General features: G+C 67.3%; 28 protein-coding genes and 4 tRNA genes. 16 read left to right on the plus strand and 16 right to left on the minus strand.

Features of this window, described 5'->3' with window-relative positions; translation table 11 throughout:
• Position 1: 1 nt before the first annotated feature.
• Positions 2–715 (minus strand): aldolase/citrate lyase family protein, encoded by a 714-nt coding sequence (locus MWU52_RS05515; RefSeq protein ID WP_246950169.1) that lies wholly within the window; start codon positions 713–715, stop codon positions 2–4.
• 118 nt (positions 716–833) lie between these two features.
• On the opposite strand from MWU52_RS05515, the gene MWU52_RS05520 reads away from it, so the two are divergent.
• From MWU52_RS05520 to MWU52_RS05540, 5 genes are all read left to right on the plus strand, one after another.
• On the plus strand, positions 834–1,841 hold the full coding sequence (locus tag MWU52_RS05520) for a C4-dicarboxylate TRAP transporter substrate-binding protein (RefSeq protein WP_246950170.1): 1,008 nt from the start codon (positions 834–836) through the stop codon (positions 1,839–1,841).
• 95 nt (positions 1,842–1,936) lie between these two features.
• A complete protein-coding gene (locus MWU52_RS05525; RefSeq protein WP_246950171.1) occupies positions 1,937–2,566 on the plus strand; it encodes a TRAP transporter small permease in 630 nt (209 codons plus the stop codon).
• On the plus strand, positions 2,567–3,985 hold the full coding sequence (locus tag MWU52_RS05530) for a TRAP transporter large permease (RefSeq protein ID WP_246950172.1): 1,419 nt from the start codon (positions 2,567–2,569) through the stop codon (positions 3,983–3,985). It abuts the gene before it with no gap.
• 359 nt (positions 3,986–4,344) lie between these two features.
• Entirely contained in the window at positions 4,345–4,566 is a 222-nt protein-coding gene (locus MWU52_RS05535; RefSeq protein WP_246950173.1) for an EF-hand domain-containing protein, read from the plus strand.
• Positions 4,567–4,913: 347 nt separating this feature from the next.
• Positions 4,914–6,683 (plus strand): acetolactate synthase 3 large subunit, encoded by a 1,770-nt coding sequence (locus MWU52_RS05540; protein WP_246950174.1) that lies wholly within the window; start codon positions 4,914–4,916, stop codon positions 6,681–6,683.
• A gap of 58 nt (positions 6,684–6,741) precedes the next feature.
• Here the strand turns inward: MWU52_RS05540 and MWU52_RS05545 are convergent, their stop codons facing one another.
• The 3 genes from MWU52_RS05545 to MWU52_RS05555 form a co-directional block, all read right to left on the minus strand.
• Positions 6,742–7,119: a hypothetical protein gene (locus MWU52_RS05545; RefSeq protein ID WP_246950175.1), complete on the minus strand. Its 378-nt coding sequence runs from the start codon at positions 7,117–7,119 to the stop codon at positions 6,742–6,744.
• 261 nt (positions 7,120–7,380) lie between these two features.
• Positions 7,381–7,809 carry a hypothetical protein gene (locus MWU52_RS05550; RefSeq protein WP_246950176.1) on the minus strand — a complete coding sequence of 143 codons (429 nt, stop codon included), beginning with the start codon at positions 7,807–7,809 and terminating at the stop codon, positions 7,381–7,383.
• A 182-nt stretch (positions 7,810–7,991) separates the two neighbouring features.
• Positions 7,992–8,417: a hypothetical protein gene (locus tag MWU52_RS05555; protein WP_246950178.1), complete on the minus strand. Its 426-nt coding sequence runs from the start codon at positions 8,415–8,417 to the stop codon at positions 7,992–7,994.
• Positions 8,418–8,574: 157 nt separating this feature from the next.
• On the opposite strand from MWU52_RS05555, the gene ilvN reads away from it, so the two are divergent.
• Positions 8,575–9,138 carry an acetolactate synthase small subunit gene (gene ilvN, locus MWU52_RS05560; RefSeq protein WP_246950180.1) on the plus strand — a complete coding sequence of 188 codons (564 nt, stop codon included), beginning with the start codon at positions 8,575–8,577 and terminating at the stop codon, positions 9,136–9,138.
• A 55-nt stretch (positions 9,139–9,193) separates the two neighbouring features.
• On the opposite strand, the gene coaD is transcribed toward ilvN, so the two are convergent.
• From coaD to MWU52_RS05585, 5 genes are all read right to left on the minus strand, one after another.
• Positions 9,194–9,688, minus strand: coding sequence for a pantetheine-phosphate adenylyltransferase (coaD, locus tag MWU52_RS05565; protein WP_246950182.1), 495 nt, complete (start codon positions 9,686–9,688; stop codon positions 9,194–9,196).
• A gap of 54 nt (positions 9,689–9,742) precedes the next feature.
• Positions 9,743–10,066: a hypothetical protein gene (locus tag MWU52_RS05570; protein WP_246950184.1), complete on the minus strand. Its 324-nt coding sequence runs from the start codon at positions 10,064–10,066 to the stop codon at positions 9,743–9,745.
• A gap of 1 nt (position 10,067) precedes the next feature.
• Entirely contained in the window at positions 10,068–10,505 is a 438-nt protein-coding gene (locus tag MWU52_RS05575; protein WP_246950185.1) for a CBS domain-containing protein, read from the minus strand.
• A gap of 126 nt (positions 10,506–10,631) precedes the next feature.
• Complete coding sequence (locus tag MWU52_RS05580; protein WP_246950186.1) at positions 10,632–10,979, minus strand: hypothetical protein; 348 nt, start codon at positions 10,977–10,979, stop codon at positions 10,632–10,634.
• Positions 10,980–11,013: 34 nt separating this feature from the next.
• Positions 11,014–11,901, minus strand: coding sequence for a LysR family transcriptional regulator (locus tag MWU52_RS05585; protein WP_246950187.1), 888 nt, complete (start codon positions 11,899–11,901; stop codon positions 11,014–11,016).
• Positions 11,902–12,006: 105 nt separating this feature from the next.
• On the opposite strand from MWU52_RS05585, the gene MWU52_RS05590 reads away from it, so the two are divergent.
• Both MWU52_RS05590 and MWU52_RS05595 read left to right on the plus strand, forming a co-directional pair.
• Entirely contained in the window at positions 12,007–13,503 is a 1,497-nt protein-coding gene (locus tag MWU52_RS05590; protein WP_246950188.1) for a CoA-acylating methylmalonate-semialdehyde dehydrogenase, read from the plus strand.
• A gap of 80 nt (positions 13,504–13,583) precedes the next feature.
• The gene (locus MWU52_RS05595) at positions 13,584–13,916 is read left to right on the plus strand and encodes a plastocyanin/azurin family copper-binding protein (RefSeq protein WP_246950189.1); all 333 of its coding nucleotides are present in this window, start codon (positions 13,584–13,586) and stop codon (positions 13,914–13,916) included.
• A 57-nt stretch (positions 13,917–13,973) separates the two neighbouring features.
• Here MWU52_RS05595 and MWU52_RS05600 read toward each other — a convergent pair whose 3' ends face one another.
• Positions 13,974–14,627, minus strand: a complete 654-nt coding sequence (locus tag MWU52_RS05600; protein ID WP_246950190.1) for an FkbM family methyltransferase — start codon at positions 14,625–14,627, stop codon at positions 13,974–13,976.
• 117 nt (positions 14,628–14,744) lie between these two features.
• On the opposite strand from MWU52_RS05600, the gene MWU52_RS05605 reads away from it, so the two are divergent.
• From MWU52_RS05605 to mmsB, 6 genes are all read left to right on the plus strand, one after another.
• Positions 14,745–15,935: a glycosyltransferase gene (locus MWU52_RS05605; RefSeq protein ID WP_246950192.1), complete on the plus strand. Its 1,191-nt coding sequence runs from the start codon at positions 14,745–14,747 to the stop codon at positions 15,933–15,935.
• Positions 15,936–16,050: 115 nt separating this feature from the next.
• Positions 16,051–16,632 (plus strand): L,D-transpeptidase, encoded by a 582-nt coding sequence (locus MWU52_RS05610; RefSeq protein ID WP_246950194.1) that lies wholly within the window; start codon positions 16,051–16,053, stop codon positions 16,630–16,632.
• A gap of 79 nt (positions 16,633–16,711) precedes the next feature.
• The gene (locus MWU52_RS05615) at positions 16,712–17,854 is read left to right on the plus strand and encodes a carboxylate-amine ligase (RefSeq protein WP_246950195.1); all 1,143 of its coding nucleotides are present in this window, start codon (positions 16,712–16,714) and stop codon (positions 17,852–17,854) included.
• A gap of 58 nt (positions 17,855–17,912) precedes the next feature.
• A complete protein-coding gene (locus MWU52_RS05620; RefSeq protein ID WP_246950196.1) occupies positions 17,913–19,052 on the plus strand; it encodes an acyl-CoA dehydrogenase family protein in 1,140 nt (379 codons plus the stop codon).
• Between the two features lie 64 nt (positions 19,053–19,116).
• Complete coding sequence (locus tag MWU52_RS05625) at positions 19,117–20,160, plus strand: enoyl-CoA hydratase/isomerase family protein (RefSeq protein WP_246950197.1); 1,044 nt, start codon at positions 19,117–19,119, stop codon at positions 20,158–20,160.
• The gene (gene mmsB, locus MWU52_RS05630; RefSeq protein WP_246950198.1) at positions 20,157–21,029 is read left to right on the plus strand and encodes a 3-hydroxyisobutyrate dehydrogenase; all 873 of its coding nucleotides are present in this window, start codon (positions 20,157–20,159) and stop codon (positions 21,027–21,029) included. Before MWU52_RS05625 ends, mmsB begins: the two co-directional genes overlap by 4 nt.
• On the opposite strand, the gene MWU52_RS05635 is transcribed toward mmsB, so the two are convergent.
• From MWU52_RS05635 to MWU52_RS05645, 3 genes are all read right to left on the minus strand, one after another.
• On the minus strand, positions 21,026–21,481 hold the full coding sequence (locus MWU52_RS05635) for a DUF2867 domain-containing protein (RefSeq protein WP_246950199.1): 456 nt from the start codon (positions 21,479–21,481) through the stop codon (positions 21,026–21,028). The two genes, mmsB and MWU52_RS05635, sit on opposite strands and share 4 nt — an antisense overlap.
• An 81-nt stretch (positions 21,482–21,562) precedes the next feature.
• A tRNA-Asp gene (locus tag MWU52_RS05640) sits at positions 21,563–21,639 on the minus strand.
• Between the two features lie 26 nt (positions 21,640–21,665).
• Positions 21,666–21,742, minus strand: a tRNA-Asp gene (locus MWU52_RS05645).
• A 195-nt stretch (positions 21,743–21,937) separates the two neighbouring features.
• Here MWU52_RS05645 and MWU52_RS05650 point away from each other — a divergent pair.
• Positions 21,938–22,687 (plus strand): SDR family oxidoreductase, encoded by a 750-nt coding sequence (locus MWU52_RS05650; protein ID WP_246950200.1) that lies wholly within the window; start codon positions 21,938–21,940, stop codon positions 22,685–22,687.
• A 26-nt stretch (positions 22,688–22,713) separates the two neighbouring features.
• Here the strand turns inward: MWU52_RS05650 and MWU52_RS05655 are convergent.
• The 3 genes from MWU52_RS05655 to MWU52_RS05665 form a co-directional block, all read right to left on the minus strand.
• A tRNA-Val gene (locus MWU52_RS05655) sits at positions 22,714–22,789 on the minus strand.
• A 31-nt stretch (positions 22,790–22,820) separates the two neighbouring features.
• The gene (locus MWU52_RS05660) at positions 22,821–23,429 is read right to left on the minus strand and encodes a histidine phosphatase family protein (RefSeq protein ID WP_246950201.1); all 609 of its coding nucleotides are present in this window, start codon (positions 23,427–23,429) and stop codon (positions 22,821–22,823) included.
• Positions 23,430–23,490: 61 nt separating this feature from the next.
• Positions 23,491–23,565, minus strand: a tRNA-Val gene (locus tag MWU52_RS05665).
• Between the two features lie 132 nt (positions 23,566–23,697).
• Between MWU52_RS05665 and MWU52_RS05670 the strand changes: the two genes are divergently transcribed.
• On the plus strand, positions 23,698–25,926 hold the full coding sequence (locus MWU52_RS05670) for a fused MFS/spermidine synthase (protein ID WP_246950203.1): 2,229 nt from the start codon (positions 23,698–23,700) through the stop codon (positions 25,924–25,926).
• Positions 25,927–25,975 lie beyond the last annotated feature (49 nt).

Raw genomic sequence — 25,975 nt, forward strand, 5'->3', positions numbered from 1 at the left:
GTCATAAAAGCGCGCGCATACCCTGCGCCAGGACGACGGCGTCCGACCCCATCGCGACCGCGCGGGCGCCCGCGCCGATCCAGCGGTCGGGGTCGGCGGCGAAGATGCCGGGCACGGGGCCCGCCGCCGCGATCCGGGTGATCGCATCCGTCAGCGCGGCATGCACCGCCGGATCCGCCGCGTCGGTGCCCATGTCGGCGGCCAGGTCGGCCGGTCCGAGGAACACGCAGTCGACGCCCGGCACGGCGCAGATCGCCTCCAGCGCGTCCAGCGCGGCCCGGCTCTCGGCCTGCACCCAGACCGAAACCTCCGCGTTCGCGCGCCCGGCATAGGCGGCATCGAGCGAATACATCCCCGCCCGCGCGACGAAGGCCCCCATGCCGCGCACGCCCTCGGGCGGATAGCGACAGGCCGCGACCGCGCGCGCCGCCGCCCCGGCGTCGTCGACCATCGGCACGAGGACGGTGCGCGCGCCGAGATCCAGCGCCTGCTTCAGCAGCCAGTCCTCGTTCGCCGGCACGCGCAGGATCGCATCAGGCGCCGCGATCAGGCGGCGGCGGATGTCGCCCGGATCCCAGGGCCCGTGCTCGCCATCGATGACGAGCCAGTCGAACCCGGCACGCGCCGCGATCTCGGCGGCCTCGGGGCCGGGCAGGTTCTGCCACAGGCCCCGCGTCACCGCCCCGGTCGCCAACTTTTCGCGCAAAGCATTCATCGCACGGGCGTCGCATGACGGGCGCGGTCCTTCAACCCTTGCCCGGTGCGCACCCCTGACCTAGCCTGCGCCGGGAACCGCGCGATTTGAACCGGCGCGGCACACGGGAGGACCCACTATGAAGTATCTGTCCACGGCGTCGATCGCCGCCTTGACCCTCGCCTTCGCATCCGAAGCCGTCGCGGTCGAATGGAACGTCTCGGTCTGGGGCAAACGTCGCGCCTTCACCGAACATATCGAGCGCATGGCCGAGATCGTGGCCGAGGAATCCGGCGGCGACTTCACCATGAACGTGAGTTATGGCGGCCTGTCCAACAACCGCGAGAACCTGGACGGCATCAGCATCGGCGCCTTCGAGATGGCGCAGTTCTGCGCGGGCTATCACCGCGACAAGAACCGCGCGATCACCGTGCTGGAGCTGCCCTTCCTGGGCGTCCAGAACCTGGAGCAGGAAGTCGCAGTCGCCCGCGCCGTCTACGACCACCCCGCCGTGCAGGACGAGATGGCGCAGTGGAACGCCCGCATCCTGATGACCAGCCCCATGCCGCAATACAACATCGTCGGCACCGGCGAGCCGCGCACCACCGTGGACAGCTTCGACGGCATGCGCGTGCGCGCCACCGGCGGCATCGGCGAGATCATGGAGAGCGTGGGCGCGGTGCCGACGTCGGTCACGGCGACGGAGGCCTACAACGCGATGGAATCGGGCGTGGTCGACGCGGTCGCCTTCGCCCAGCATGCGCATCTGTCCTTCGGCACGATCGACATCGCCGACTGGTGGACCGAGAACCTGAACCCCGGCACCGTGAACTGCCCCGTCGTGGTCAACACCGATGCCTACGAGGCGCTGTCGGACGAGCACAAGGCCATCCTGGCGAGTGCCGCCGAGCGGGCGATCGAGCACTATCTCGAGAACTACGCCGTGCTTCTGGAGGGATGGGAGGCGACACTGGCCGAGAAGGGCGTCGAGAAGGTCACCGTGGACGAGGCCGAGATCGCGCGCCTGCGCGAAGGCGCCCAGCCCATCCACGAGGCTTGGATCGAGGATGCGACGGCCAACGGCCTGCCCGGCCAGGAACTCTACGACCTGACCATTCAGGCCGTCGAGGCGAACGCGCCGAGCTGACCGCCCCCGGCAGGACCCGTACGCGACGGGTCAGGCCATAGATCCTGCGCGTCCCCGATAGCCCGGGGGCGCGCGCCCCACCCGCGCGAGGTTCCATGGCCACATCCTCCAACGTCCTGACGGACGACACGCGCCTGTCGCGCGGCGATCGGGCCCTGCTGCGCGTCGAGGCGGCGCTGAACCTCGCCTCTGGCGTCACGATCTTCGCGCTGGTGCTGCTGGCCATCGCCAACGTGCTGCTGCGCAAGCTTCTGAACATGCCGATCCCGGGCTATATCGACTGGACCGAGCAGTTCATGGCCGTCTTCGCCTTTCTCGGCCTGGCCTATGTGCAGCGCGAGGGCGGGCATATCCGGATGGACCTGATCGTCGGCCGGCTGCGGCGCCGGATGCTGTGGCTGTTCGAGTTCCTGTCGGTCGTGTTCATGCTTCTGGTCACGACCGCGCTCATCTACGGCACCTGGTTCCATTTCCTGCGCTCCTTCGACTGGAATGCGCCGAACTGGTCCACCGACAGTTCGATCGACATCGCGCTGCCGCTCTGGCCGGCCAAGATGGCGGTGCCAGTCGCGCTGGTGATCCTATGGCTGCGGCTGGCGCTGCAGATCTGGGCCTATGGGCGGGGACTCCGCACCGGGGCCGAGCGGATCGTGGCCGTGCCCCTGCCGCAGGACCCCGCCGAACTCGCCAGCCAGGAGGCGGCCTCGGTCGCCGGGGCCGACTGAATGGACCGGTTCGTGGACATGAAGGCGCTGTTGGTGGATGTCTCCATCTTCGAGCTGTCGCTGTGGCTGTCGGGCCTGCTGCTGGTGCTGGTCCTGATCGGCGTGCGCGTGGCCTTTGCCGCGGCCTTCATCGGCTTCATCGGCCTGTGTGCCTTCTTCATGCAGAAACAGGGCTTCGACCGGGGGCTGGTGACGGCGGCCAAGCTGACCGGGCAGATCCCCCATTCCAAGGCGACGTCCTATGCGCTGTCGCTGATCCCGACCTTCATCCTGATCGGCTACCTGGCCTATTACGCCGGGCTGACCCGCTACCTGTTCGAGGCCGCGAAACGCTGGATCGGCTGGACGCCGGGCGGCCTGGGCGTGGCCACCGTCTTCGCGACCGCGGGGTTCGCGGCCGTCTCGGGCGCGTCGGTCGCGACCTCGGCAGTCTTCGCCCGCATCGCCATCCCCGAAATGCTGCGCGAGGGCTACGACAAGCGTTTCGCGGCCGGCGTGGTCGCGGCGGGCGGCACGCTGGCCAGTCTGATCCCGCCCTCGGCGATCCTGGTCATCTACGCCATCATCGTCGAGCAATCGGTCGGCAAGCTGCTGCTGGCGGGGTTCCTGCCGGGCCTCGTCTCGGCCCTGATCTATGCCGGGCTGGTGATCGGCCTGGCGCGGCTGCGCCCGTCCCTCGGACCGGCGGTGGGCGGTTTCACCTGGGGTCAGCGGTTCGCCGCCCTGCCCGGCGCGCTGCCGATCCTGCTGGTGGTCTTCATCATCGTCTATTCGATCTATTTCGGCTGGGCCACGCCGACCGAGGCCGGCGCGCTGGGCGCGGGTGTGGTGCTGGCGATGGCCGTCTGGCAGGGCATGCGCTGGCGGCAGTTGCACGGCGCGCTGATGGAGGCGGCGAAGCTGACGGTGATGATCTTCGCGATGATCTGGGGCGTGCTGATCTATGTCCGCTTCCTGGGCTTCGCCAAGCTGCCCGAGGCATTCGCGGACTTCATCACCGGGCTGGACATGGGGCCGTACCAGATCCTGTTGATGATCCTTATGGCCTATGTCGTGCTGGGCATGTTCATGGATGCGATCGGCATGCTGATCCTGACGCTGCCGATCACCTTTCCCGCCGTCATGGCCCTGAACGGAGCGGTGGGCGACGCCCCCGGCGCGCTGGGCATGACGAACGAGGAGGCAGCGATCTGGTTCGGCATCATAGTCGTCAAGATGGCGGAGCTGTGTCTGATCACGCCGCCCATCGGCCTGAACTGCTTCGTCGTGGCCGGGGTGGCGCAGGATGCGAAGATGGACATCTCGGTCGAGGACGTCTTCCGCGGCGCATCGCCCTTCTTCGTCGCCGATGTCGCCACGGTCGCCGTCCTGATTGCGTTCCCGGGGATCGTCCTGTGGCTGCCGGGGCTGATGGGATAGATGCCGACGGTCCGTGCCCGGGCCAGCCGACAAGGGTCCGTGCGACCCATCGCATAAGCCAGTTCCCGCAGGTCGTGGCGCCCCGCTCGGCGGTCCCTCGCGCAGGTCCGATACGACTCGGAGGCAGGCCTCTCAGGCGGGGGCCTGCCGGTTGGGGGCATGGTCGGCGGAGCGTTCCCGCCAGTCCGGCCCGCGCCCGTTTGGCCGCGCGGATCGGTGCCGAAAGGCGATGGCCGAAGGGGCGGTGGCGCGCGCGAAAGCGCCCGGTCGCGACCCGCCCCTCACACCGGACAGCTCGGCATGGCCAACTCTCCCCGACGCGGAAATCGCGTCGAACCCAACCAACAGGGAGAAGACAGATGAACAAGCTTACCACGGTCACGGCCGCGCTTCTGCTGATGGGCGCCCCCGCCTTCGCGCAGGATGCGGACGGGGATGGCAACGTCTCGCTCGAGGAACTGCAGGCGGCCTATCCCGAGGTCACAGCCGACGCGTTCGCCAGCATGGACACCGACGCCGACGGCGTACTGAGTGCCGATGAGCTACAGGCGGCGATTGACGCGGGCATGCTCGAGACCTGACGCACATCCCCTGCCGGTCCGCGTCCTCTCCGCGGGCCGGCCCCTCCCCGGCGTGGCACCCCGCGTCGGGGATCTCCTGTCCGCCCTGACAACCCACGCGGGGATACCGACGTAATAAGTGCAAAAATTCGTTGTCTTACGCGAAATATTCTCCGCCCCTGTTGACGCCCCTGCGACGGTCGCTAAAAGTCGAACCCGTAACGGAGCCAACAGATGACCACGCTTCTCGTAATTCTTGGATCAGGGTGCATGGGTCGCACATAGCGGCATCCATAACTGGAACCATGCGCCCCCGGAGCTGACCCCTCCGGGGGTTTTTCGTGAAAGCGCCTGAGGGGAACAGGACGATGAACAAACAGATGTCGGGCAAGCAGATGACGGGCGCGCAGATGGTCGTGCGCGCGCTCAAGGATCAGGGGGTCGACGCGGTCTTCGGGTATCCGGGCGGGGCCGTCCTGCCGATCTATGACGAGATCTTTCAGCAGAACGAGATCCGGCATTTCCTCGTCCGCCATGAACAGGCCGCCGTGCACGCCGCCGAAGGCTATGCCCGCTCGACCGGCAAGATCGGCGTCGCGCTGGTCACTTCGGGCCCCGGGGCGACGAATGCCGTCACCGGCCTGACGGACGCACTGATGGATTCGATCCCGATCCTCGTTATCTCGGGCCAGGTTCCGACCTTCATGATCGGCTCGGACGCGTTCCAAGAGGCGGACACGGTCGGCATCACGCGCCCCTGCACCAAGCATAACTGGCTTGTGAAGGAGACCGACACCCTGGCCCCCGCCCTGCACGAGGCGTTCCACGTCGCCACCAGCGGGCGGCCCGGACCCGTGCTGGTCGACATCCCCAAGGACATCCAGTTCGCCAACGGCACCTATGTCGGCCCCAAGCAGATCGAGACGTCGCATTACCGCCCCCGGCTCAAAGGCGATCCGGACGAGATCGAGCGGATGGTCGAACTGATCGAGACGGCGGAACGCCCGGTCTTCTATACCGGCGGCGGCGTCATCAATTCGGGCCCCGCGGCCAGCCAGCTGTTGCGCGAACTGGTGCAGGGCACCGGCTTTCCGATCACCTCGACCCTGATGGGGCTGGGCGCCTATCCCGCCTCGGGCGAGGCGTGGCTGGGCATGCTCGGGATGCATGGGCTCTATCAGGCGAACATGGCGATGCATGGCTGCGACCTGATGATCAACATCGGCGCGCGCTTCGACGACCGGATCACCGGCCGGCTGGATGCATTCTCGCCGCACTCCCGCAAGGTCCATGTCGATATCGACCCCTCCTCCATTAACAAGGTGGTCAAGGCCGATGTCCCGATCCTGGGGGATGTGGGCCACGTGCTGGAGGACGCACTCAACCTGTGGAAGTCGCGCGGACGCAAGACGAACACGGCCGCCTTGCAGAAATGGTGGGCCCAGATCGAGCAGTGGCGCGCAGTCGATTGCCTGGCCTTCGAACAGACCGGCCCGACCATCCGCCCGCAGCACGCCGTCGCGCGGCTGGAGGCGCTGACCAAGGACCGCGATCGCTACATCACGACCGAGGTCGGCCAGCACCAGATGTGGGCCGCACAATACATGGGGTTCGAGGCGCCGAACCGCTGGATGACGTCCGGCGGCCTGGGCACCATGGGCTACGGCCAGCCGGCGGCGATGGGTGTGCAGGTGGCGCATCCCGACAGCCTTGTCATCAACGTCGCCGGCGAGGCGTCTTGGCTGATGAACATGCAGGAAATGGGCACGATGGTGCAGTACGGGCTGCCGGTGAAGCAGTTCATCCTGAACAACGAACGCCTGGGCATGGTCCGTCAGTGGCAGGAACTGCTCCATGGCGAGCGTTATTCCCAAAGCTGGTCCGAGGCCCTGCCCGATTTCGTCAAGCTGGCCGAGGCGTTCGGCGCCAAGGGCATCCAGTGCTCGGACCCCGCCGACCTGGACGATGCGATCATGGAGATGATCGACCATGACGGGCCCGTCCTGTTCGACTGCCTGGTCGAGAAGCACGAAAACTGCTTCCCGATGATCCCGTCCGGCAAGGCCCATAACGAGATGCTGATGGCCAACGCCGCGACGCAGGGGCAGATCACCGCCACGGGCGCGGTTCTGGTCTGAGCCAAGGGACGGGGCGCGCGCGGACGCGGCGCCCCGTTTCGTCTGGGTGGCTGCGGCGTCAGCGCGCCAGCATGCCGTCCTCGGCCATGTCGGCCTCGATCGCGGCGGTCTCGGCCGCCTCGATGGCACCGGACCCGTCCACGTCGTAGCGGTTGAACAGCAGGGCATTGTACTCCGCCTCGTCGACGCCGCCATCGCCGTTCAGGTCCATGTTGGCGTATTCCCCCACCGTGCCGAGGCCCGAGTCCCACTCCGCCGCGTCCAGCTGTCCGCTCTGGTCAAGATCGAAGGTGGCATAGGTGCCTTCGGCCGAGAAGCCGGTCACGAACTCCTCGGGCGTAAGGATCGTGTCGCCATCCACGTCCCAGGCCGTCTGGGCCAGGGCGGGCATGGCAAGGGCGGCGGCGATGGTGGTCAGGGTCATCATGCGTTTCATGCGTTCTCTCCTGTCGGGCCGGGACGTGATGCCCCGGCTGCACCGCAGATGTGCCCCCCGCCCGCCCGTCCCGCCACGGGTCGGGCCACCCGTCCACGGATCGGCCCCTTGCCTGCCGATGCCTCGGCGGCGAGGCGCGCGGAATGCGTCGTCTTTCCGCCGACCCCGCGCCGATCGGCACTGGCCCGCCCATTCCGACGGTTGGCCGCGCATGAAAAAGGGCGGCCCCGAAGGACCGCCCCATCATTCGCCACGACCGGCTTACAGGTCGAAGAGACCGTCTTCGCCCATGTCCTCATCGACATAGGTCATCTCGTTCTCGTCGAGCATGCCCGAGCCGTCGGCATCGTAGGTGTCGAACCAGCTCGTGTTGTACTCTTCCTCGTTCAGCAGGCCGTCACCATCGGCGTCATAGTCCGAGAACGCGCCCATTTCGTACTCGCGCTCCTCGAACACCGTCTCGCGGTCCGTGAATGCGGTGTCGTACTCCATCTCCGACAGGAAACCGTCACCGTCGCTGTCGTAGGTGGTGAACTTACCGCCTTCGGTGAAGCCGGTGTTGAACTCGTCAGCGGACAGCGCCGCATCGCCGTCCAGATCCCACTCGGGGGTCATCATCTGGGCCGCCGCCGGGCTGGCCATGGCAAGCGCCAAGGCGCCGGGGATAAGGAATTTCTCGATGGATTTCATCTGATCGTCTCCCTTGGTTCGCAGGTTTGAAGGGGCGAGACAGGCCCCGCCCTATCATGATCCATCAATGCTCGAACCCGGGGGGTATGTTCCGCCCACGTCGAGAAAAATTTTGTTGGTCGGCACCCAAGGAAAAGGGCGGCCCGATGGACCGCCCCGATCATTCGTGATGAGTGCTGGAATTACAGCCCGAAGACACCATCCGTACCGAAATCGGTCTCGATCTGCTGCAGCTCCTCGCCTTCGATCACGCCCGAGGCATCGGCGTCGTAAGTCAGCAGGAAGCCCTCGGCATACTCCTCCTCGGACACGAGGCCATCGGCGTTCAGGTCCCAGTCGGTATAGGTGAACCCGGTATAGCCCAGCTCGGCGAAATGGACCTCGGCATCGCCGAAGGCCGCGTCATACTCGCCCTGGCTGAGATAACCGTCCCCGTCCGTATCATAGGTCGCGAGCGTCGCGACATTGTCGAAAAGGTTGCGGAACTCCGCGCCCGTCAGTTCCCCGTCGCCATCGACGTCATAGCTCTGGAGAACGACCTGTGCGGTGGCCGGCGCGGCGAGCGAAAGGGCAAGGGCGGATGCGGTCAGAAACTTGGTGGCAGTCATGGAAGGACTCCTAAACTTCGATTGCAGGTTGGGCCGTCCGACATCGTCGGCGGCTCGTGACGACACAATGCACAGCCCCCGGGGGATGGTTCCGACGCCCTTTCCATGTTCGGCGAAAAGCTGCAGATACGATGGCGCGCACCATCAGGGGGAATCCATGTCGCCGCTCAAGCTGAAGAAAGGGTCGACCAGCCATTCGGCCTACAACCTGCGACCGACCTTTTCGGACACGCAGGAGCGGCACACGCTCGCCGTGATCGTCGACAACGAGGCCGGCGTGCTGGCGCGCGTCATCGGCCTGTTCTCGGGGCGCGGCTACAACATCGAAAGCCTGACCGTGGCCGAGGTGGACCATGAGGGGCACACGTCGCGTATCACGGTCGTTACTACCGGCACGCCCCAGGTGATCGAGCAGATCAAGGCCCAGCTTGGCCGGATCGTCCCCGTCCACGAGGTGCATGACCTCACGGTCGAGGGGCCCGCGGTCGAGCGGGAACTGGCGCTGTTCAAGGTGCACGGCACGGGCGACAAGCGGATCGAGGCGCTGCGCCTGGCCGAGATCTTCCGCGCCAACGTGGTCGACTCGACCCTCGACAGCTTCGTGTTCGAGATCACGGGCGATGTCGGCAAGATCGACGCCTTCGCCGAACTGATGCGCCCGATCGGCCTGGTCGAGATGGCCCGCACCGGCGTCGCCGCCCTGTCGCGCGGCAACGAATAACGCCTGTTGCGGCTCGCCCCGCCGGAAGCCGCGTGGATCAGTCGCGAAACCCCGATCAGCCGCCGAAATGACGGGAGAGCGCCGCCTCCACCGGGGGCGTGACGAAGCCGGACACATCGCCGCCCAGGCGTGCGATCTCCTTGACGAGCTTGGAGGCGATCGCCTGATGCTCGGCCTCGGCCATCAGGAACACGGTCTCGATCTGGTCATCGAGGATCCGGTTCATGCCGACCATCTGGTACTCGTATTCGAAATCGGCCACGGCGCGCAGCCCACGGACGATCATCTGGGCGCCGACATCGCGGGCGCAGTCGATCAGCAGGTTCTCGAACGGGTGTGCGACGATCTCGGTGCCGGTACGCGCCGACCAAAACGCCGCCTCCGCCTCGACCATCGCGACCCGTTCCTCCAGCGGGAAGAGCGGACCCTTGTCGCGATTGATCGCAACGCCGATGACAAGGCGGTCGACCAGGGTGCAGGCGCGTTTGATAATGTCGATATGGCCTTTGGTGATCGGATCGAACGTGCCGGGATAAAGGGCGGTGCGCATCGGGCCATCTCCGCAAGAAAGTTGCGCCACGCCTGACATGCGACGCCCGGCGGATCAAGCGCGTCGCGCGTATCGCCATCGGAGGCTCTGCTCGTTCAGTTGCCGCAGGTCGGCCTCCCCGGAAAGGACCGCTTCGCCCAGGGCGGTTGCGCGCGACAGAACCGCATCGGACGCGTAGGCATAGGCGGGCCGCCCTTCGATGGCGTCGTACCAGACGCCCCCGGTGGCATGGTCCAGCAGGATACGTTGAAAGCAGTGGTTGAACCGGACCGGCCAGTCCGAGCGCGCCGCCGTGGGCAATTCGCGGTCGGTCAGGTCGCGCCAGCGACGTTCCAGCCGCGCGCGCGCCGATCCATCCTCGGCCGGTGGGCCGGGCATGTCAGCCGTGGCCGGAGATCATCGCCTCCAGCGCGTCCTTTTCCATCGACACCTCGCTCAGCCGAGCTTTGACCACGTCACCCAGACTGATGAGGCCGACGAGGAGTCCGTCCTCCTCGACCGGCATGTGGCGGAAGCGCCCCTCGGTCATCGCCGACAGGATCTTCTGCGCATCGTCGCCGGGCGCGCAGGTTTTCAGATCACTGGTCATCAAATCGCTGACCTTGTGTTCCAGGATCTTGGTGCCGTCGGCATTCAATTCGCGAACGATGTCACGCTCCGACAGGATGCCGTCGGCATGCCGTCCGTCGCCGCTGACGACCAGCGCACCGATCCGCCGCGCCGAAAGTTCGGCCACCGCGTCGGCAATCGTCGCCGATGGGTCGATCGTCAGAACGCCCTTGTGGGCCTTGGAATTCAGGATCTGGGTGACAAACATTGCGGGCCTCCGTGCAAAGCGACCATGTGGGAAGCGTCGCGCCCCGCCCCGGACGTGTCAAGCGCGGTGAACCGGGGCGGCGGCTTCGGCGGGCATCCCAGGGCCGTCATGCCTGGTCACGCGCATCTACGGGATGATCTTTCCGCGCAGGGCCGCTGCGGGGCGGTTCACGCAATTTACCCCGGCCGCCGACACCGCCGCACGTCGCAGCCGCAGCCAGCCTTCGGCATCCACGGGGCGCGGCCAGTCGTAGATGCTGTCGATCTGGGCGAAATGCAGCGCGGGCAAGGCAGAGCCACGCCAGACTAGGCTGCGCTGTTCGGCCCGGGACTGACCATCCTGCCGGCCGTCGACGATGGCATGGGCCAGGGCCATCACCTCGGCGCAGGTAACGGGATCGGGTTTCGGAGCCGCGCGCCATGGCGCGCATCCGGCCAACACGATCAAGGAAAACAGGACGAGGGCGAACTTCATGCCCCCCAGATGGGCGACGAAGGTTGAGAATTCGTCAACCGGCCGCCGCTTCCAGGCGATCGACTTCGCGGCGCACGCCATCGGTGAGCAGATCTGCCGTCCGACGGACCAGCAACGTGTCCGCGTCGCGATGCCGGCACAGATGAAAACTGCGTCGCAAACCCACGGCCCCCGGAAGGACGCGCTGCAGTTCGGGCGCCGAGGGAAGCATGAAGTCATGGACCACGCCGATCCCGCCTCCGGCCCGGATAAGCCCCAGTTGCACGGCCGCCGAATTCGACGCGAGCCCCGGCGTGTCGGCCCCGACTTCGGCCAGGTAGTCCAGATCGGTGTCGAAGATCATGTCGGGGATGTATCCCACGATCGCGTGCCGGCCGAGGTCGGCGCGCAAGTGGATCGGCGGATGCGCGGCCAGGTAGTCCGCCTGCGCCGCCAGCCCCAGCCGATAGTCGCAAAGCTTGCGGACCATCAGCCGCCCGGCGGTGGGCGCGCTGACGGTGATGGCCAGATCCGCCTCCCGCCGGCCCAGGTCGAGGATCCTGGGAAGCGCCACCAGCTCCAGCGTCAGGTCGGGATGGGCCCGCCGCATGTCCGCAAGGACTTTCGGCAGGACGTGGTTGGCCACCCCGTCGGGCGCCCCGATCCGTACGCGCCCCCGTAACCGGTCGTCCTGCGCCAGGGCGGAGATGCCGGCGCGCGCCCGATCCTCCATGCCCTCGGCATGGGGCAGCAGGCGTTGGCCTGCGTCGGTCAACGCATAGCCGCGGGGCGACTTCAGGAACAGCGCCGCGCCGGCCTGCCGCTCCAGCCGCGCGGCACGGCGGCTGAGGGTGGCTGGATCGAGGCGAAGGCCCCGTGCGGCCTCGGCCAGCGACCCCGCACGCGCGATGCCGAGGAATATGCGCAAGTCATCCCAATCCATTCGACCCCATATACCGACAAAATCGCAAGACTACCCTGCCCGACTGCCCCTGTCGCGACAAGGCGTTAACGACTAGGTTGCGCGTGAAGCTGAGGGAGGCACGACATGCAGAATATCGGGCACTGGATCGACGGGGCGCAGGTCGACGGGTCGGGCCGCACGGCTGACGTCTACAACCCCGCCACGGGCGAGGTGCAGGCCAAGGTGGCGCTCGCGTCGTCGCAGGAAATGGACCGCGCGGTCGAGGTCGCCGCCGCCGCGCAGCCGGCCTGGGCGGCCGTGAACCCCCAGCGCCGCGCCCGCGTCCTGATGAAATTCGTCGAGCTGCTGAACCGCGATATGGACAAGCTGGCCGAGGCGCTGTCGCGCGAACACGGCAAGACCCTGCCCGACGCGAAGGGTGACGTCGTGCGTGGCCTGGAGGTCGTCGAGTTCTGCATCGGCGCACCGCATCACCTGAAGGGCGATTTCACCGACAGCGCGGGCCCCGGCATTGACATCTATTCCATGCGCCAGCCGCTGGGGGTGACCGCCGGCATCACGCCGTTCAACTTCCCCGCCATGATTCCGATGTGGATGTTCGCGCCCGCCATCGCCTGCGGCAACGCCTTCATCCTGAAGCCATCGGAGCGCGATCCGTCTGTTCCCATGATGCTGGCCGAACTGATGGAGGAGGCGGGCCTGCCCGAGGGCATCCTGCAGGTCGTCAACGGCGACAAGGAGGCGGTGGACGCGATCCTGGACCACCCGGTGATCCAGTCGGTGGGCTTCGTCGGCTCCACCCCGATCGCGGCCTATATCTACGAGCGTGCCTCCGCGAACGGTAAGCGCGCGCAGTGCTTCGGCGGCGCGAAGAACCACATGATCGTCATGCCCGACGCCGACATGGACCAGGCCGCCGACGCGCTGGTCGGGGCCGGCTATGGCGCGGCGGGCGAGCGGTGCATGGCCATCTCGGTCGCCGTTCCGGTGGGCGAGGCAACCGCCGACAAGCTGATCGAGAAGCTGGTGCCGCGGATCGAGAAGCTGAAGGTCGGGCCCTACACGGCGGGCGACGACGTCGATTTCGGCCCGGTGGTCACGGCGGCGGCCAAGGACAACATCCATCGGCTGATCCAGTCGGGCGTTGACGCGGGGGCCGAACTCGTCGTCGACGGGCGCGATTTCAAGCTGCAGGGCTACGAGGACGGGTTCTTCGTCGGGCCGCACCTGTTCGACCGGGTCACGAAGGACATGGAGATCTACACCAAGGAAATCTTCGGCCCCGTCCTGTCCTGCGTCCGCGCCGAGACCTACGAGGAGGCGCTAGGCCTCGCCATGGACCACGAATACGGCAACGGCACCGCGATCTTCACCCGTGACGGCGACGCCGCGCGCGACTTCGCCAAGCGGGTGAACGTGGGCATGGTGGGCGTGAACGTGCCGATCCCGGTGCCGCTGGCCTATCACACGTTCGGCGGCTGGAAGAAGTCGATGTTCGGTGACCTGAACCAGCACGGGCCGGACGCCTTCCGCTTCTACACGCGCACCAAGACCGTGACGGCGCGCTGGCCGTCGGGCATCAAGGAGGGCGGAGAGTTCTCGATCCCCGTGATGGAATAGATCACATTCGCGTAGACGGGATTGATCGTCAAATGACGCCACGTCATGTTGCGCGGGGACAGTGAGAGAGGACCCCGCACATGCCGATCACCCGCCGCGCGCTTCTGAGCGCCACCATCGCCACGCCTTTCGTCGCGACCTTCGCCACCCGCGCCCATGCCGCGGCGCACCAGGTCACGATTCAGAACTTCGCGTTCAATCCGGCTTCGCTGTCCGTCTCGCCCGGCGACACGGTCACGTTCACCAATGCCGACAGCGCGCCGCACACCGCGACGTCCACCCAGGACGGCGTCTTCGACACCGGCCGCCTGCGCGCCGGGCAATCGGCCACGATCACGATCGGCTTCACCGGTACGGCCAGCTACTTCTGCGAAGTCCATCCCAGGATGCGGGCGTCGATCACGTCCGGCTGAGGGCGGATCGGAGAGCGGGAACCCGTTATCCGCGGCATTCCCGGTCGCGGCGGGCACTCAGGGCCAATTGAAGTCGAAGCGATCCTGAAGGCCGAGGGCCGCGATCCGCGCCTCCACCCGGTCGCGTTCGGGGCGCAGCGCCGGGATCCGGTCCTCATGCGTTTCGACGTAGATTTTGTCGATCTGTCCGATCGCGGGTGTCTCGACCAGGTCGGCGATCACGCGGTACTCCGCCCCCTCGATATCCATCTTGACCAGCCGGACCCGCTTGCCCAGCCCGGTCACGAAATCCGCCAGCCGGATCGTCTCGACCTCGGCCCCTGTCTCGTAGGTCACGTTCGCCTTGTCCGTGACGAGCGTGGAGCCCTCGGTGAACTTCCCCTCGGCCGCGTCGTCGAAGAACAGCCGCGCGGTCCCGGTCTCGTCGGACACCGCCTTGTTCATCGTCTCGATTCGGGGATAGTTCCGGGTATTGTGACACAGCGCCCGGTATGTCTCGGGATGCGGCTCGAACGCATAGACCCGCCCGGCGCGTTGGGCGAATTCCTGGCTGACTTGGCCGATATGAGCGCCCAGGTCCAGCACGACGTCCGCCCGGGTCAACGTATCGGCCACGCCGCGCACGAACAGGTCCTCCTGCCGCAGGATTGCGCGCGGCATGCGCCAGCCGCGGTCGCGCGCGATGCGGCGGAGTGTGCGTTTCAGACCCATGCGTCATTCCCTTCGGTTCGCGCGGCGATAGCGCGTCCGGCCCCGCGCCGGCAAGTGACTTGCGGGAACCGCCGCCTCCGGCTATCGCCGGTTTCCGTGCGCACCGGGGGCGACGTGATGGACGAAATACCGACCAATCCCAGGACCTGCCTCTTCGTGGGCAGCCATCCGCTGCCCGGCCAGACCTTCGTGAACCGGCACATCGAACACATGTTCGGCGGCAACACCTGCATCATCTCGACCGACGCGTCCTCGGGCGAAAACCCTTACGGCAAGGCGATCCACGACATCGCGGCGTCGCGCACGCGGGGGCTGGCGAATATCCTGGGCATCGCACCACGCCTGCGCAACCAAAAGCTCTACGGCACCTCCCACGTGCCCTTCGGAAGCGGCAAGGCGGCGCTGGAGCGGTTCCTGATCGACGAGGGCGTCGAGATCATCCTGTGCGAGTTCGGCAGCCGCATCGCCAAGATCGCCCCGCTTGCGCATGAGATGGACATCCCGTGCTTTTCCTACTTCCGCGGGCGTGACGCGACGGAGGAGTTGCGCAAGCCCCGGCGTGCGCGCGGTTATGTCAACCTGCTGCCGATGCTGGACGGGATCTTCGCGGTCAGTCAGTACCTGCTGGATCAGCTGGAGGCGGCGGGCCTGCGCCATCCGAACGCCCATGTCATCCCCTCGGGCGTCGACATCCGCAAGTTCCGCCCCGCCGAAAAGGTCCCGCGCAGTTGCCTGGCCGTCGGGCGGATGGTCGAGAAGAAATCCCCCCTGACGACCCTGCGCGCCTTCGCCGACGCCACCCGCGACATTCCCGACGCGCATCTGCGGTTCATCGGCGACGGCCCCCTGCTGGCGCCCACGCGCAAGCTGGCGGCGGACCTTGGCGTGACCGACCGCGTCACCTTCGACGGCGCGCTGCCGCATGATCGGGTCCGCGAGGCGCTGGCGACGTCTAAAGTGTTCCTGCAACATTCCGTGGTCGGCCCCTCGGGCGATGCCGAGGGGCTGCCGACGGCGATACAGGAGGCACTGGCCTGCGGCTGCATCATCGTCTCCACCCGCCACGCCGGCATCCCCGAGGCGGTCGACCACGGCGTCAACGGCTGGATGTCCGAGGAACACGACCTGCCCGGCTTCACCGCCCTGATCCGCGAGGCGCTGAGCGGGGACCATTCCGACATGACGCAGGCCGCGCGGCGAACGGCGGAGGAACGCTTCGACAACGCGGTCCTCTTGCGGCAGGTCGAAGACGTGCTGCGCGACGGGCTGGCCGCGCACCGGATGAAACGGAACCCCGGCCGCGCGTGATCGGATGCGCGGCGAATTGCCGATCGGGCGCCGGACTGGCGCGAACGTGAACGCGCCGGCCCTTAACTCATGGACGCAGGGTTGATACCTCAGCGCAAAGCAAGGAGCAGTTTCGATGACCGATCGCCGTACCCTTTTGCTGACCGCCGCCGCAGCTCTGGCCGCGCCCGCGCTCGCCCGTGCGCAATATACCGCCGAGCAGTTCGGCGGCGAGGCGCAGCCGGATTTCAGCCGCCGCAACACCTCCAGCTTCCGCATGATCGACTGGCGCGACCATTTCGACACGCTGGGCGTGGCCACCATCATCGCCGACACCCGCTCGCGCGCGCTGCATTTCTGGTCGGGTGACGGGTCGGACTATCGTCTTTATCCGACCTCTGTCCCGATGTCCGAGGAACTGACCCGGCGCGGCTATTCCGAGATCGTGCGCAAGAAGGTCGCGCCGAGCTGGACACCCACCGCCAGCATGCGCGAACGCGACCCCGATCTGCCGGTCACCATCGAAGGCGGCGATCCCGGCAACCCGCTGGGCACGCATGCGATGTATCTGGACTGGCCCGCCTACCTGATCCACGGCACCCACGACACGCGCAAGATCGGACGGCGGTCGTCCTCGGGCTGCATCGGTCTCTATAACGAGAAGATCGCCGAGCTTTACGCGCTCACCCCGATCGGCGCGCAGGTCCGCCTGATCTGAGGCACCGGTCCCGCCGCGCCCCGACGGCTGGACATCCCCCCGCCGGCCGCTAACCTGCGGAGGATTGGGGGGTTTCCGCATGCGGGACGAGCCGGCCTTCACCATAGGGATCGAGGAGGAATACCTCCTCACCTCGGCCGAAACCGGGGCATTGGCCGCGGCGCCCGACGCGCTGATGGCGGCGTGCCGGGAGGCACTTGGCGACCAGGTGAGCCCCGAATTCCTGGACTGCCAGATCGAGGTCGGAACACGCGTCTGCGCCGACGTGACCGAGGCCCGCTCGGAGTTGCGCCGCCTGCGCCGGACCATCGCGACGTTGGCCGGCGAACACGGGTTGCGCCCGATCGCCGCGTCCTGCCATCCGTTCTCGGACTGGAAGGATCAGCATTTCACCGCGCAGCCCCGCTATCGAAAGCTTGCCCGCGACCTGCGCGTCGTCGCGCGCCGAATGCTGATCTGCGGCATGCACGTCCACGTCGGCATCGAGGATCGCGAGACGCGGATCGACCTGTGCAACCAGGCCACCTATTTCCTGCCGCATCTGCTGGCGCTGTCGGCCTCCTCGCCGTTCTGGCAGGGCGAGGATACGGGTCTGTCCTCCTATCGCCTGAGCGTGTTCGACAACATGCCCCGCACCGGCCTGCCCCCGCACCTGGACGGCTGGCGCGACTGGCAGGGCTCGGTCGATCTGCTGGTGGAACTAGGCGTGATCGAGGACGCCTCGAAGATATGGTGGGATTTACGGCCCTCGCACGCCTTTCCGACGGTCGAGTCGCGCATCTGCGACGTCTCGCCCCGGCTGGAAGACGCGCTGACGCTTGCGGCACTGACGCAGGCGCTGATGCGGGCGCTCTGGCGGCTCTCGAAATCGAACCGAAGCTGGCGGCGCTATGACCGGTTCCTGCTGGCCGAGAACCGCTGGCGGGCGCAGCGCTATGGCACGCGCGATGGGCTGATCGACTTCGGACGGGGCGAGATCGTGCCAATGGCGGATCTGGCGGAGGAACTCCTCGACCTCGTGGCCGAAGATGCCGACGCCCTGGGCGGCCTGCCCGAGGCGCGGCGGGCGGCCGATATCGTCGCGCGCGGCACCAGCGCGGCCCGGCAGCGCGCCGCCCATGCAAAGGCGCGCGAGGCCGGCGCCGATGATGCGGAGGCGATGCGCGCCGTGGTCGACCACCTCGCAATCGAGTTTCGCGAGGGACTGAACGGCTTGCCCTGACGCGCAAGCGGTCGCATAATTGAACGGTCGTTCGATTTCAGGCTGGGAGGGCCGACGGATGGATTTCGCACTTTCCGAGGAGTCGCAGGCGATCTTCGACATGGCCCGCGACGTCGGCCAGGCCGAGATCGCCCCCCACGCCCGCGCATGGGAGGCCGAAGGAGAAATCCCCAAGGACCTGTGGCCCAAGCTGGCGGAATTGGGGTTCGGCGCCCTTTACGTGTCGGAAGACCAGGGCGGAACGGACCTGACCCGTCTGGATGCCACCCTCGTGTTCGAGGCGTTGTCGATGGCTTGCCCATCGGTCGCGGCATTCCTGTCGATCCACAACATGTGTGCCAAGATGATCGACGCCTTCGGGTCCGACGACCTGAAGGGGCGGATCCTGCCGGATGCCGTCGCGATGAAGACCGTCCTGAGCTATTGCCTGACCGAACCCGGCAGCGGCTCGGACGCCGCCGCGCTCAAGACCCGCGCTGCCCGCACGAACGAGGGCTGGCGCCTGACCGGGACCAAGGCGTTCATTTCGGGCGCAGGGTATTCGGACGCCTATATCGTCATGGCCCGCTCGGGCGAGGACGGGCCGCGCGGCGTGTCGGCATTCGTGGTGCATGACGGGGCCGAGGGCCTGTCCTTCGGCGGGCTCGAGGACAAGATGGGCTGGCGGTCGCAGCCCACGCGCCAGGTGCAGCTCGACGACTGTGCCGTGCCGTCCGCCGATCTGCTGGGCGAGGAGGGGCACGGCTTCCGCTACGCCATGCAGGGCCTCGACGGCGGCCGCCTCAACATCGCCGCCTGCTCGCTGGGCGCGGCGCAACAGGCGCTGGACATGACGCTGGCCTACATGGCCGAGCGCCGCGCCTTCGGGAAGCCGATCGATCAGTTCCAGGCCCTGCAATTCCGCCTGGCCGACATGGAGATCGAGCTGCAGGCCGCCCGAATCTTCCTGCGCCAGGCCGCGTGGAAGCTGGACACCGGCGCGCCGGATGCGACGAAATTCTGCGCCATGGCCAAGAAGCACGTCACCGAAACCGGCAGTCGTGTCGTCGATCAGTGTCTGCAACTTCATGGCGGCTATGGCTACCTCGCCGATTACGGGATCGAAAAGCTCGTCCGCGACCTGCGCGTCCACCAGATCCTGGAAGGCACGAACGAGATTATGCGCCTGATCGTCGCGCGGGGGTTGATCGCGGCGTGAGGCGGGGCGAGGGGCCAGCCCCTCGCGCTCCCCGAGGTATTTTCGGCCAGAGGAAGCAGACACGGTGAACGACGACATCCACATCCGCACCGAAGGCCGGGCCGGGCGGATCACGTTGAACCGCCCGAAGGCCCTGAACGCGCTGACCTGGGAGATGTGCCTCGCCGTCGAAGAAGCGTTGGACGATTGGCGCTTGCGCGATGACGTTCATGTCGTCTTGATCGACGGGGCGGAGGGACGCGCCTTTTGCGCCGGCGGCGACATCGTGGCGATGTACGAGGCCGGCCGCGAAGCCCGCTGGGACTACGGCCAGCGGTTCTGGGCGGACGAGTACCGCATGAACGCCAAGCTGTTCCATTTTCCGAAGCCGGTGGTGACCTTCTTGCATGGCTTCACCATGGGGGGCGGCGTGGGTGTCGGCTGCCATGGGTCGCACCGGATCGTGCGCGACGACAGCCGGATCGCGATGCCCGAATGCGGCATCGGCCTGGTGCCGGATGTGGGCGGATCGCTTCTGCTGGCGCGGGCGCCGGGGCGTCTGGGCGAATACCTCGGGATGACGGGCGCGCGTATGGGCCCCGGGGATGCGATCCATGCCGGGTTCGCGGACCATTACATCCCGGAAGGATGGGATGCGCTGAGGGCGGATCTGATCGAGACGGGAGATGTGGCCGCGGTCGACGCCACCGCGCGCCCTGCCCCCGATGCGCCCTTGGCCGCCGACCGTTCGCGGATCGACACGCTATTCGCTGGCGAGACGCTGGGCGACATCGCGCGCGCCGTGGCGGATGCCGACGGTCCCGTCGGCGATGCCGCGCGCGGCGCGCTGGGACGCAACGCGCCGCTTTCCATGGCATGCGCAGTCGAGATCCTGCACCGGCTGGGCGACGACCCGACGATCGAGGCGGCGCTGGGACAGGAGGCGCGCTTCACCTTCCGCGCCGCCGAACATGGCGACTTCGTTGAGGGCATACGCGCCCAGATCATCGACAAGGATCGCGCGCCGCGCTGGCGGCACGACGGCCCGCAATCCGTCACCGGGGCCGATGTTTCGCGAATGCTTCGCCCGCTCGGCCCGCTGGCGCCAAACCTGGAGACATGGAAATGAAGATTGGATTCATCGGACTCGGCAACATGGGCGGCCCGATGGCCGCGAACCTCGCCACGGCCGGGCACGACGTGACGGGCTTCGACACGGCCGCGGCGGCGCCCGAGGGCGTAACGGTCGGACGATCCGCCGCCGAGGTCGCGGACGGGGCCGAGGTGGTGGTGACGATGCTGCCCAACGGCCAGATCTTGCGCGCCGTCGCCGAGGAGATCGTTCCGGTCATGGCGAACGGCGCGGTGTTCCTGGATTGCTCGACCGTCGACGTGGAGTCGGCCCGTGCGGTCGCGGAGATAGCGGCGGCACGGGGCCTTCTCGCGCTCGACGCGCCGGTGTCGGGTGGCGTGGGCGGGGCGGCTGCGGGCAGCCTGACCTTCATGGTCGGCGGATCAGACGCTGCGCTGGCCATCGCCGCCCCGCTTCTGGACACGATGGGTGCGCGTACGGTGCATTGCGGGCCGTCGGGCAACGGTCAGGCCGCGAAGATCTGCAACAACATGATCCTCGGCGCGACGATGGCCGTGACCTGCGAGGCCTTCGCATTGGCCGACAAACTGGGTCTGGATCGTCAGGCAATGTATGACGTTGCCTCCACCTCCTCGGGGCAGTCCTGGTCGCTGACCACCTATTGCCCGGCCCCCGGGGTCGGGCCGACCGCGCCGTCCGACAACGACTACAAGCCCGGCTTTGCCGCCGAGATGATGCTGAAGGACCTGCGCCTGTCGCAGCAGGCCGCCGAGGCGGCCGACGCGGCCACGCCGATCGGTGCCGTGGCGACGGAGCAATACGCCCAGTTCGTCGAGGCGGAGAATGGCAAAGGCCGTGATTTCAGCGCGCTTCTTCCTCGGTTGGAACGACGCGGCCGCGGCTAACCGGCGGCTGCGACGCGTGCCAATGCGTTGCGTGCGACCAGGATGTGGAACGGCATGACGGCCATCAGATACAACCGGCCGCCCGGATTGTGCGTATGTACCCAAGTGGCCAGATGGATCCGGCCACCCTCCGACAGCAGCGAGATGCGGAAATCGAGGTGTCTGTCGTCGAACCCGGCCACGAGCTCGCCGGCGTCCTCGCGCAGGACGGGAAACGGGCCCAGCATGTCGGGACCGGCCGGGCCGCTTTGCGACAGGCCGAATGGCGCGGTGAGCGCATGTCTTAGCCGCAAAAGCGCGTGAACCCAGGGCGGAAAGGCCACCACGATCTCGGCCGCCGGTCGCGGACCCAGCGTCGAGGCGACCGAATAGCAGTCGAGGAAATCCGCCGGCCCGCAGAGCGCATGAAGTTCGCTTCCCGCCGGCAATCGTGTCGCCATGACCTGGGACATCGAGGCATCCATCCTTTCGACGCCATGCTAGCAGCCGCCCGGGCGACACGCATCGGACAGGATGACGCGGAAAGGGACGGATGGCGCGGTTGACGGGGCTCGAACCCGCGACCCCCGGCGTGACAGGCCGGTACTCTAACCAACTGAGCTACAACCGCGCAGTGTCGGACCGTTGGGGCAGCGATGGCGCGGTTGACGGGGCTCGAACCCGCGACCCCCGGCGTGACAGGCCGGTACTCTAACCAACTGAGCTACAACCGCCCACTGCCCGCCGGTGGCCCGGCGTGAGCGCGGGTTTATGGTGCGTAATGCAGCGCGTCAAGCGGCTGCGGCGGATTTCGGGACCACGGGCGACAATACTTGGCAATGGGCCGAAATGCCCGCCGGATCGCAACGGCGACGCTTGTGCCGCCGCGGCCGAACCTGTCAACTCGGCACCGCCAGGGGAGGAATGTCATGCAAAAGACCGCCATCGTCACCGGAGCCGCCCGCGGCATCGGGCTTGCCACGACCAAGCTGTTCCTGGCCGAAGAGCGGCGCGTGGTCATGGTCGACAACGACGTGCCCGAATTGACCCGCGCGGCCGAGGGCCTGTCGAACGCGATCGCCCTGCCCTGCGACGTGTCGGACGCCGATGCGGTCGCCGGGCTGGTCGGAGAGGTCGAGCGCGCGATAGGCCGCGTCGATGCCCTGATCAACAACGCCGGCATCGCCGATTTTGGCCCGATCGAGGAGACGGGATTCGACCGCTGGCGCGCCGTCATGGCCACCAATCTGGACGGCGTGTTCCTTATGAGCCAGGCTTTCACGCCCGCGCTGAAAGCCACGCGCGGCGCCATCGTCAACATCGCGTCGATCAGCGCCCTGCGCGCCTCGACCCTGCGCGTGGCGTACGGAACCAGCAAGGCCGGCGTCGCGCACCTAACGCAGCAGCAGGCGGTGGAACTGGGCGAACACGGCATCCGCGCCAACTGCGTCTGCCCCGGCCCCGTTCGCACCAAGCTGGCCATGGCGGTCCACACGCAAGAAATCATCGACGCCTATCACGATGCGATCCCGTTGAACCGCTACGGCAACGAATCCGAGATCGCCGAGGCGATCGTCTGGCTCTGCTCGGACAAGGCGAGTTTCGTGACCGGGCAGCGGCTGGCCGTCGACGGCGGGTTCGAGGCGACCGGAATCGGGCTGCCGGCCCTGCGGGAATGACCGCCACGTCCGGAACATGGGGCGGTTGGTGGGTGGTGAGGGGCTCGAACCCCCGACATTCTCGGTGTAAACGAGACGCTCTACCAACTGAGCTAACCACCCGCGCGGGCCGCGGATACCGCGGCGGGACGGGTCAATCAAGCGTTGCCGCGGGGTCGGCCGCGTCTTCGCGTGCGGGGCGCAGGCAAGTTTCCGTTCCGCCTGCGATCCGCCACGCGATCCCTTGCCCGCCCGGGAGATCTGCGAAACTCGCACGTGGACGGCCGAGGGCGAGCGTGCGGATCATGCGCCCCGTGATGCCGTGGGTGACGAGGATCGTCGGCCGCGCGAGATTAAGAAGGAGCGGGGCGACGCGATCGAAGACCTGCGCGACGCGCTCTCCGTTCGGCGCGCGATCGTAGAGGTCGAAGCCGCCGGTCGCCGCCGGCAACCCGAGTTCGACGCGCAAGTCCGCCGGCCGACGCCCGGACCAGTCGCCGACGTCGATCTCGGCCAGTCGCGGATCGGTTGGCAGGTCGGCCCCGAAAGCCAGTTCCGCCGTGTGCCTGGCGCGCCGCTGCGGACTGACGAGGATATCATGTGTCCCGCGCCCGAGGCCAAGCCGGGCGCACATCGCACCGATCGCGCGGGCCTGGGCGCGACCCTCGGGCGTGAGCGGCGAATCGCGGGCGCCCTGCCAGATCCCCGCGAGGTTCCATTCGGTCTGTCCGTGACGGATGACGATGATCTCGGGGAACGACATGGCGCGAGTGATGCCGAGCCTCGCCCGGTCGCGCAAGCGTTCGTCATCGGAGGAGGGGGCGTGGTGGGTGATGAGGGATTTGAACCCCCGACATCTTCGATGTGAACGAAGCGCTCTACCACTGAGCTAATCACCCGTCGGCGCGGAGGTAGCTCAAACCCAAGATCGGTTCAACAAACAAATCTCAGCAAACTTGCGACCAACAATTGCCGCGATTGCGGATCATCAGGGCCGGAACGGAAACGCAATTCATCGATGGCAGGCCCCTGTGACCCATACGAGTATCGACCCCCCCGCACCGTCCCTTCTAGGGACCCGGCATGGCGCCCGCGCGATTGTCCTTTTCACCGGAACGATCCTGCTGAGCGCGTCGCTTCTGTTCTTCGTTCAGCCGCTCTTCGCCAAGATGGTCCTGCCGCGGCTGGGCGGGGCCCCGGCGGTTTGGACGACGGCGATGCTGTTCTTCCAGACCTGCCTGCTGATCGGGTACCTCTACGCACATCTCCTCATCCGCTTCGTCCCCCCGCGACGGCAGCTGATGATCCACGGCGCCTTCTGGATCGCGGCCCTGTTCTTCCTTCCGCTCTCGGTCGGGGAGGCCAGCGTCTCGTTCGAGGGCGGCGCGACGTCCTGGCAGGCACTCGCCATCTTCGCCACCGGCGTGGGCGTCCCGTTCACGATGCTCTCGGCGAATGCGCCGCTGATCCAGTCCTGGTACTCCCGCACCGGCGGGCCGTCGGCGGACGATCCCTATTTCCTCTACGGCGCCAGCAACGCTGGATCGCTGTTGGCCCTGCTGGGCTTTCCGCTTCTCGCCGAACCCCTGATGGGAACGGCCTCGATTTCGATCATGTGGAGCGCGGGGTTCGTACTCCTGGGTGGTCTCCTGCTCGGCAGCGGCCTGATGGCCGAAAACCGGACGGTCCAGACGTCGCACTCCGTCGCGTCGACGGACGCGCCGCGGCCCGGCGCGCGGACGGTCCTGTCATGGATGTTCCTTGCCTTCGTGCCCTCGTCGCTGATGCTGGTCGTCACCACGAAGATCAGCACTGACCTGGGATCGTTCCCCCTTGTCTGGGCGATCCCGTTGTCGATCTATATCCTGACGTTTATTCTGGCCTTCAGCAACCGACCGCTGATCTCGGATCGTGTCACGTTCTGGATGTTCCCGCCGGCCATCGCCGCCCTCGTGTTCGTGACGACGCGGTCCTTCAACCTTAACCTGTCGCTCCTCGCCATTCTCGGACTGTCCTTCGCACTCTTCGCCGGGGCGCTGCTGTGTCACCGCCGCCTCTATCGCATGCGGCCGGACGCGAGCCACCTGACGTTCTTCTATGTCATCGTGTCGATCGGTGGCGCTTTGGGCGGGTTCTTCAACCTGATCGTCGCGCCCCTGCTCTTCGATACGCTGGCCGAGGTGCAGGTCACCGTCGTGGCCGTCGCCGCCGCATGCTGCTTCGGCGTGGCCCGCGGCCCGATCCCCCGCATGGTGGCCCTGGCGGCCCTGGCGGCGACCGCCGTGCCGGCCACAATCTTCGGCGGCGTCGCGTTCGGGCTATCGCTCGACAGCAGCCGCGTTTTGGGCGCAATCGTGTTCTTCGTGATGCTGGTCGCACTGGCTTCGCGCCCGATTGTCCTTACGGGTTTTGTCGCGCTGCTTGTAATGGGTGACTACGTCATATTCGGCGACGCACCGCTGTTCCGCGATCGCAGCTTCTTCGGCCAACATGTGGTCGAGCAGCGCGACGACGGTCAGGTCATTTACCGGCACGGCACCACCATCCACGGCGCGCAAATGGCCGGCGAGACAGGCGTGCCCCGGGCGCTGACCTACTACAGCGAGGGCAGCCCGATGGCCCAACTGGTCAACGCGCCGATCAGCGGCCCCGGCGCCGGCATCGGGATCGTGGGCCTGGGCGTCGGGTCGCTCGCCTGCTATGCCACGCCCGGCCAGGACTGGCAGTTCTACGAGATCGACCCGATGGTCGTGCAGATCGCCACGAACCCGGCGCTGTTCACCTTCATGCAGACCTGCGCACCCGACGCCCCCATCCATATCGGGGACGCACGCACCGTGCTGGCGACGCAGACGCTGACCTACGATCTGCTGGTGCTCGACGCGTACAGCTCGGACGCGGTGCCGGTTCACCTGCTGACCCGTGAGGCGTTCGACATCTATCTGGATCGGACGACCGAGGGGGGCATCTTCGCGCTTCATATCTCGAACCGCTACTACGACCTGGCCGGCCCGATCGCCCGAATCGTGCGGGACATGGGGCTGACGGCGCGGATCGCCCACGACTACCCCGATGCGGACCGCGAGACGGCGGGGGCGACCGGCTCGGTCGTGGTGGCCGTCGCCCGCTCCGCCGAGGATCTGGAGCGCCTTCCGGGTGACGTCTGGCAAGCCCTGCCCGCCGACGACCGCACGGCCTGGACGGACGATCATGCGAACCTGCTGGGCGCCCTCGACGCATTGAACGGCTGGGAAGACTGAGATCGGCCCAATGGGCAAACGATACATGAAAAAGGGCCCCGCCAAGCGG

The sequence above is a fragment of the Jannaschia sp. S6380 genome (assembly GCF_023015695.1).
GTDB lineage: Bacteria > Pseudomonadota > Alphaproteobacteria > Rhodobacterales > Rhodobacteraceae > Jannaschia.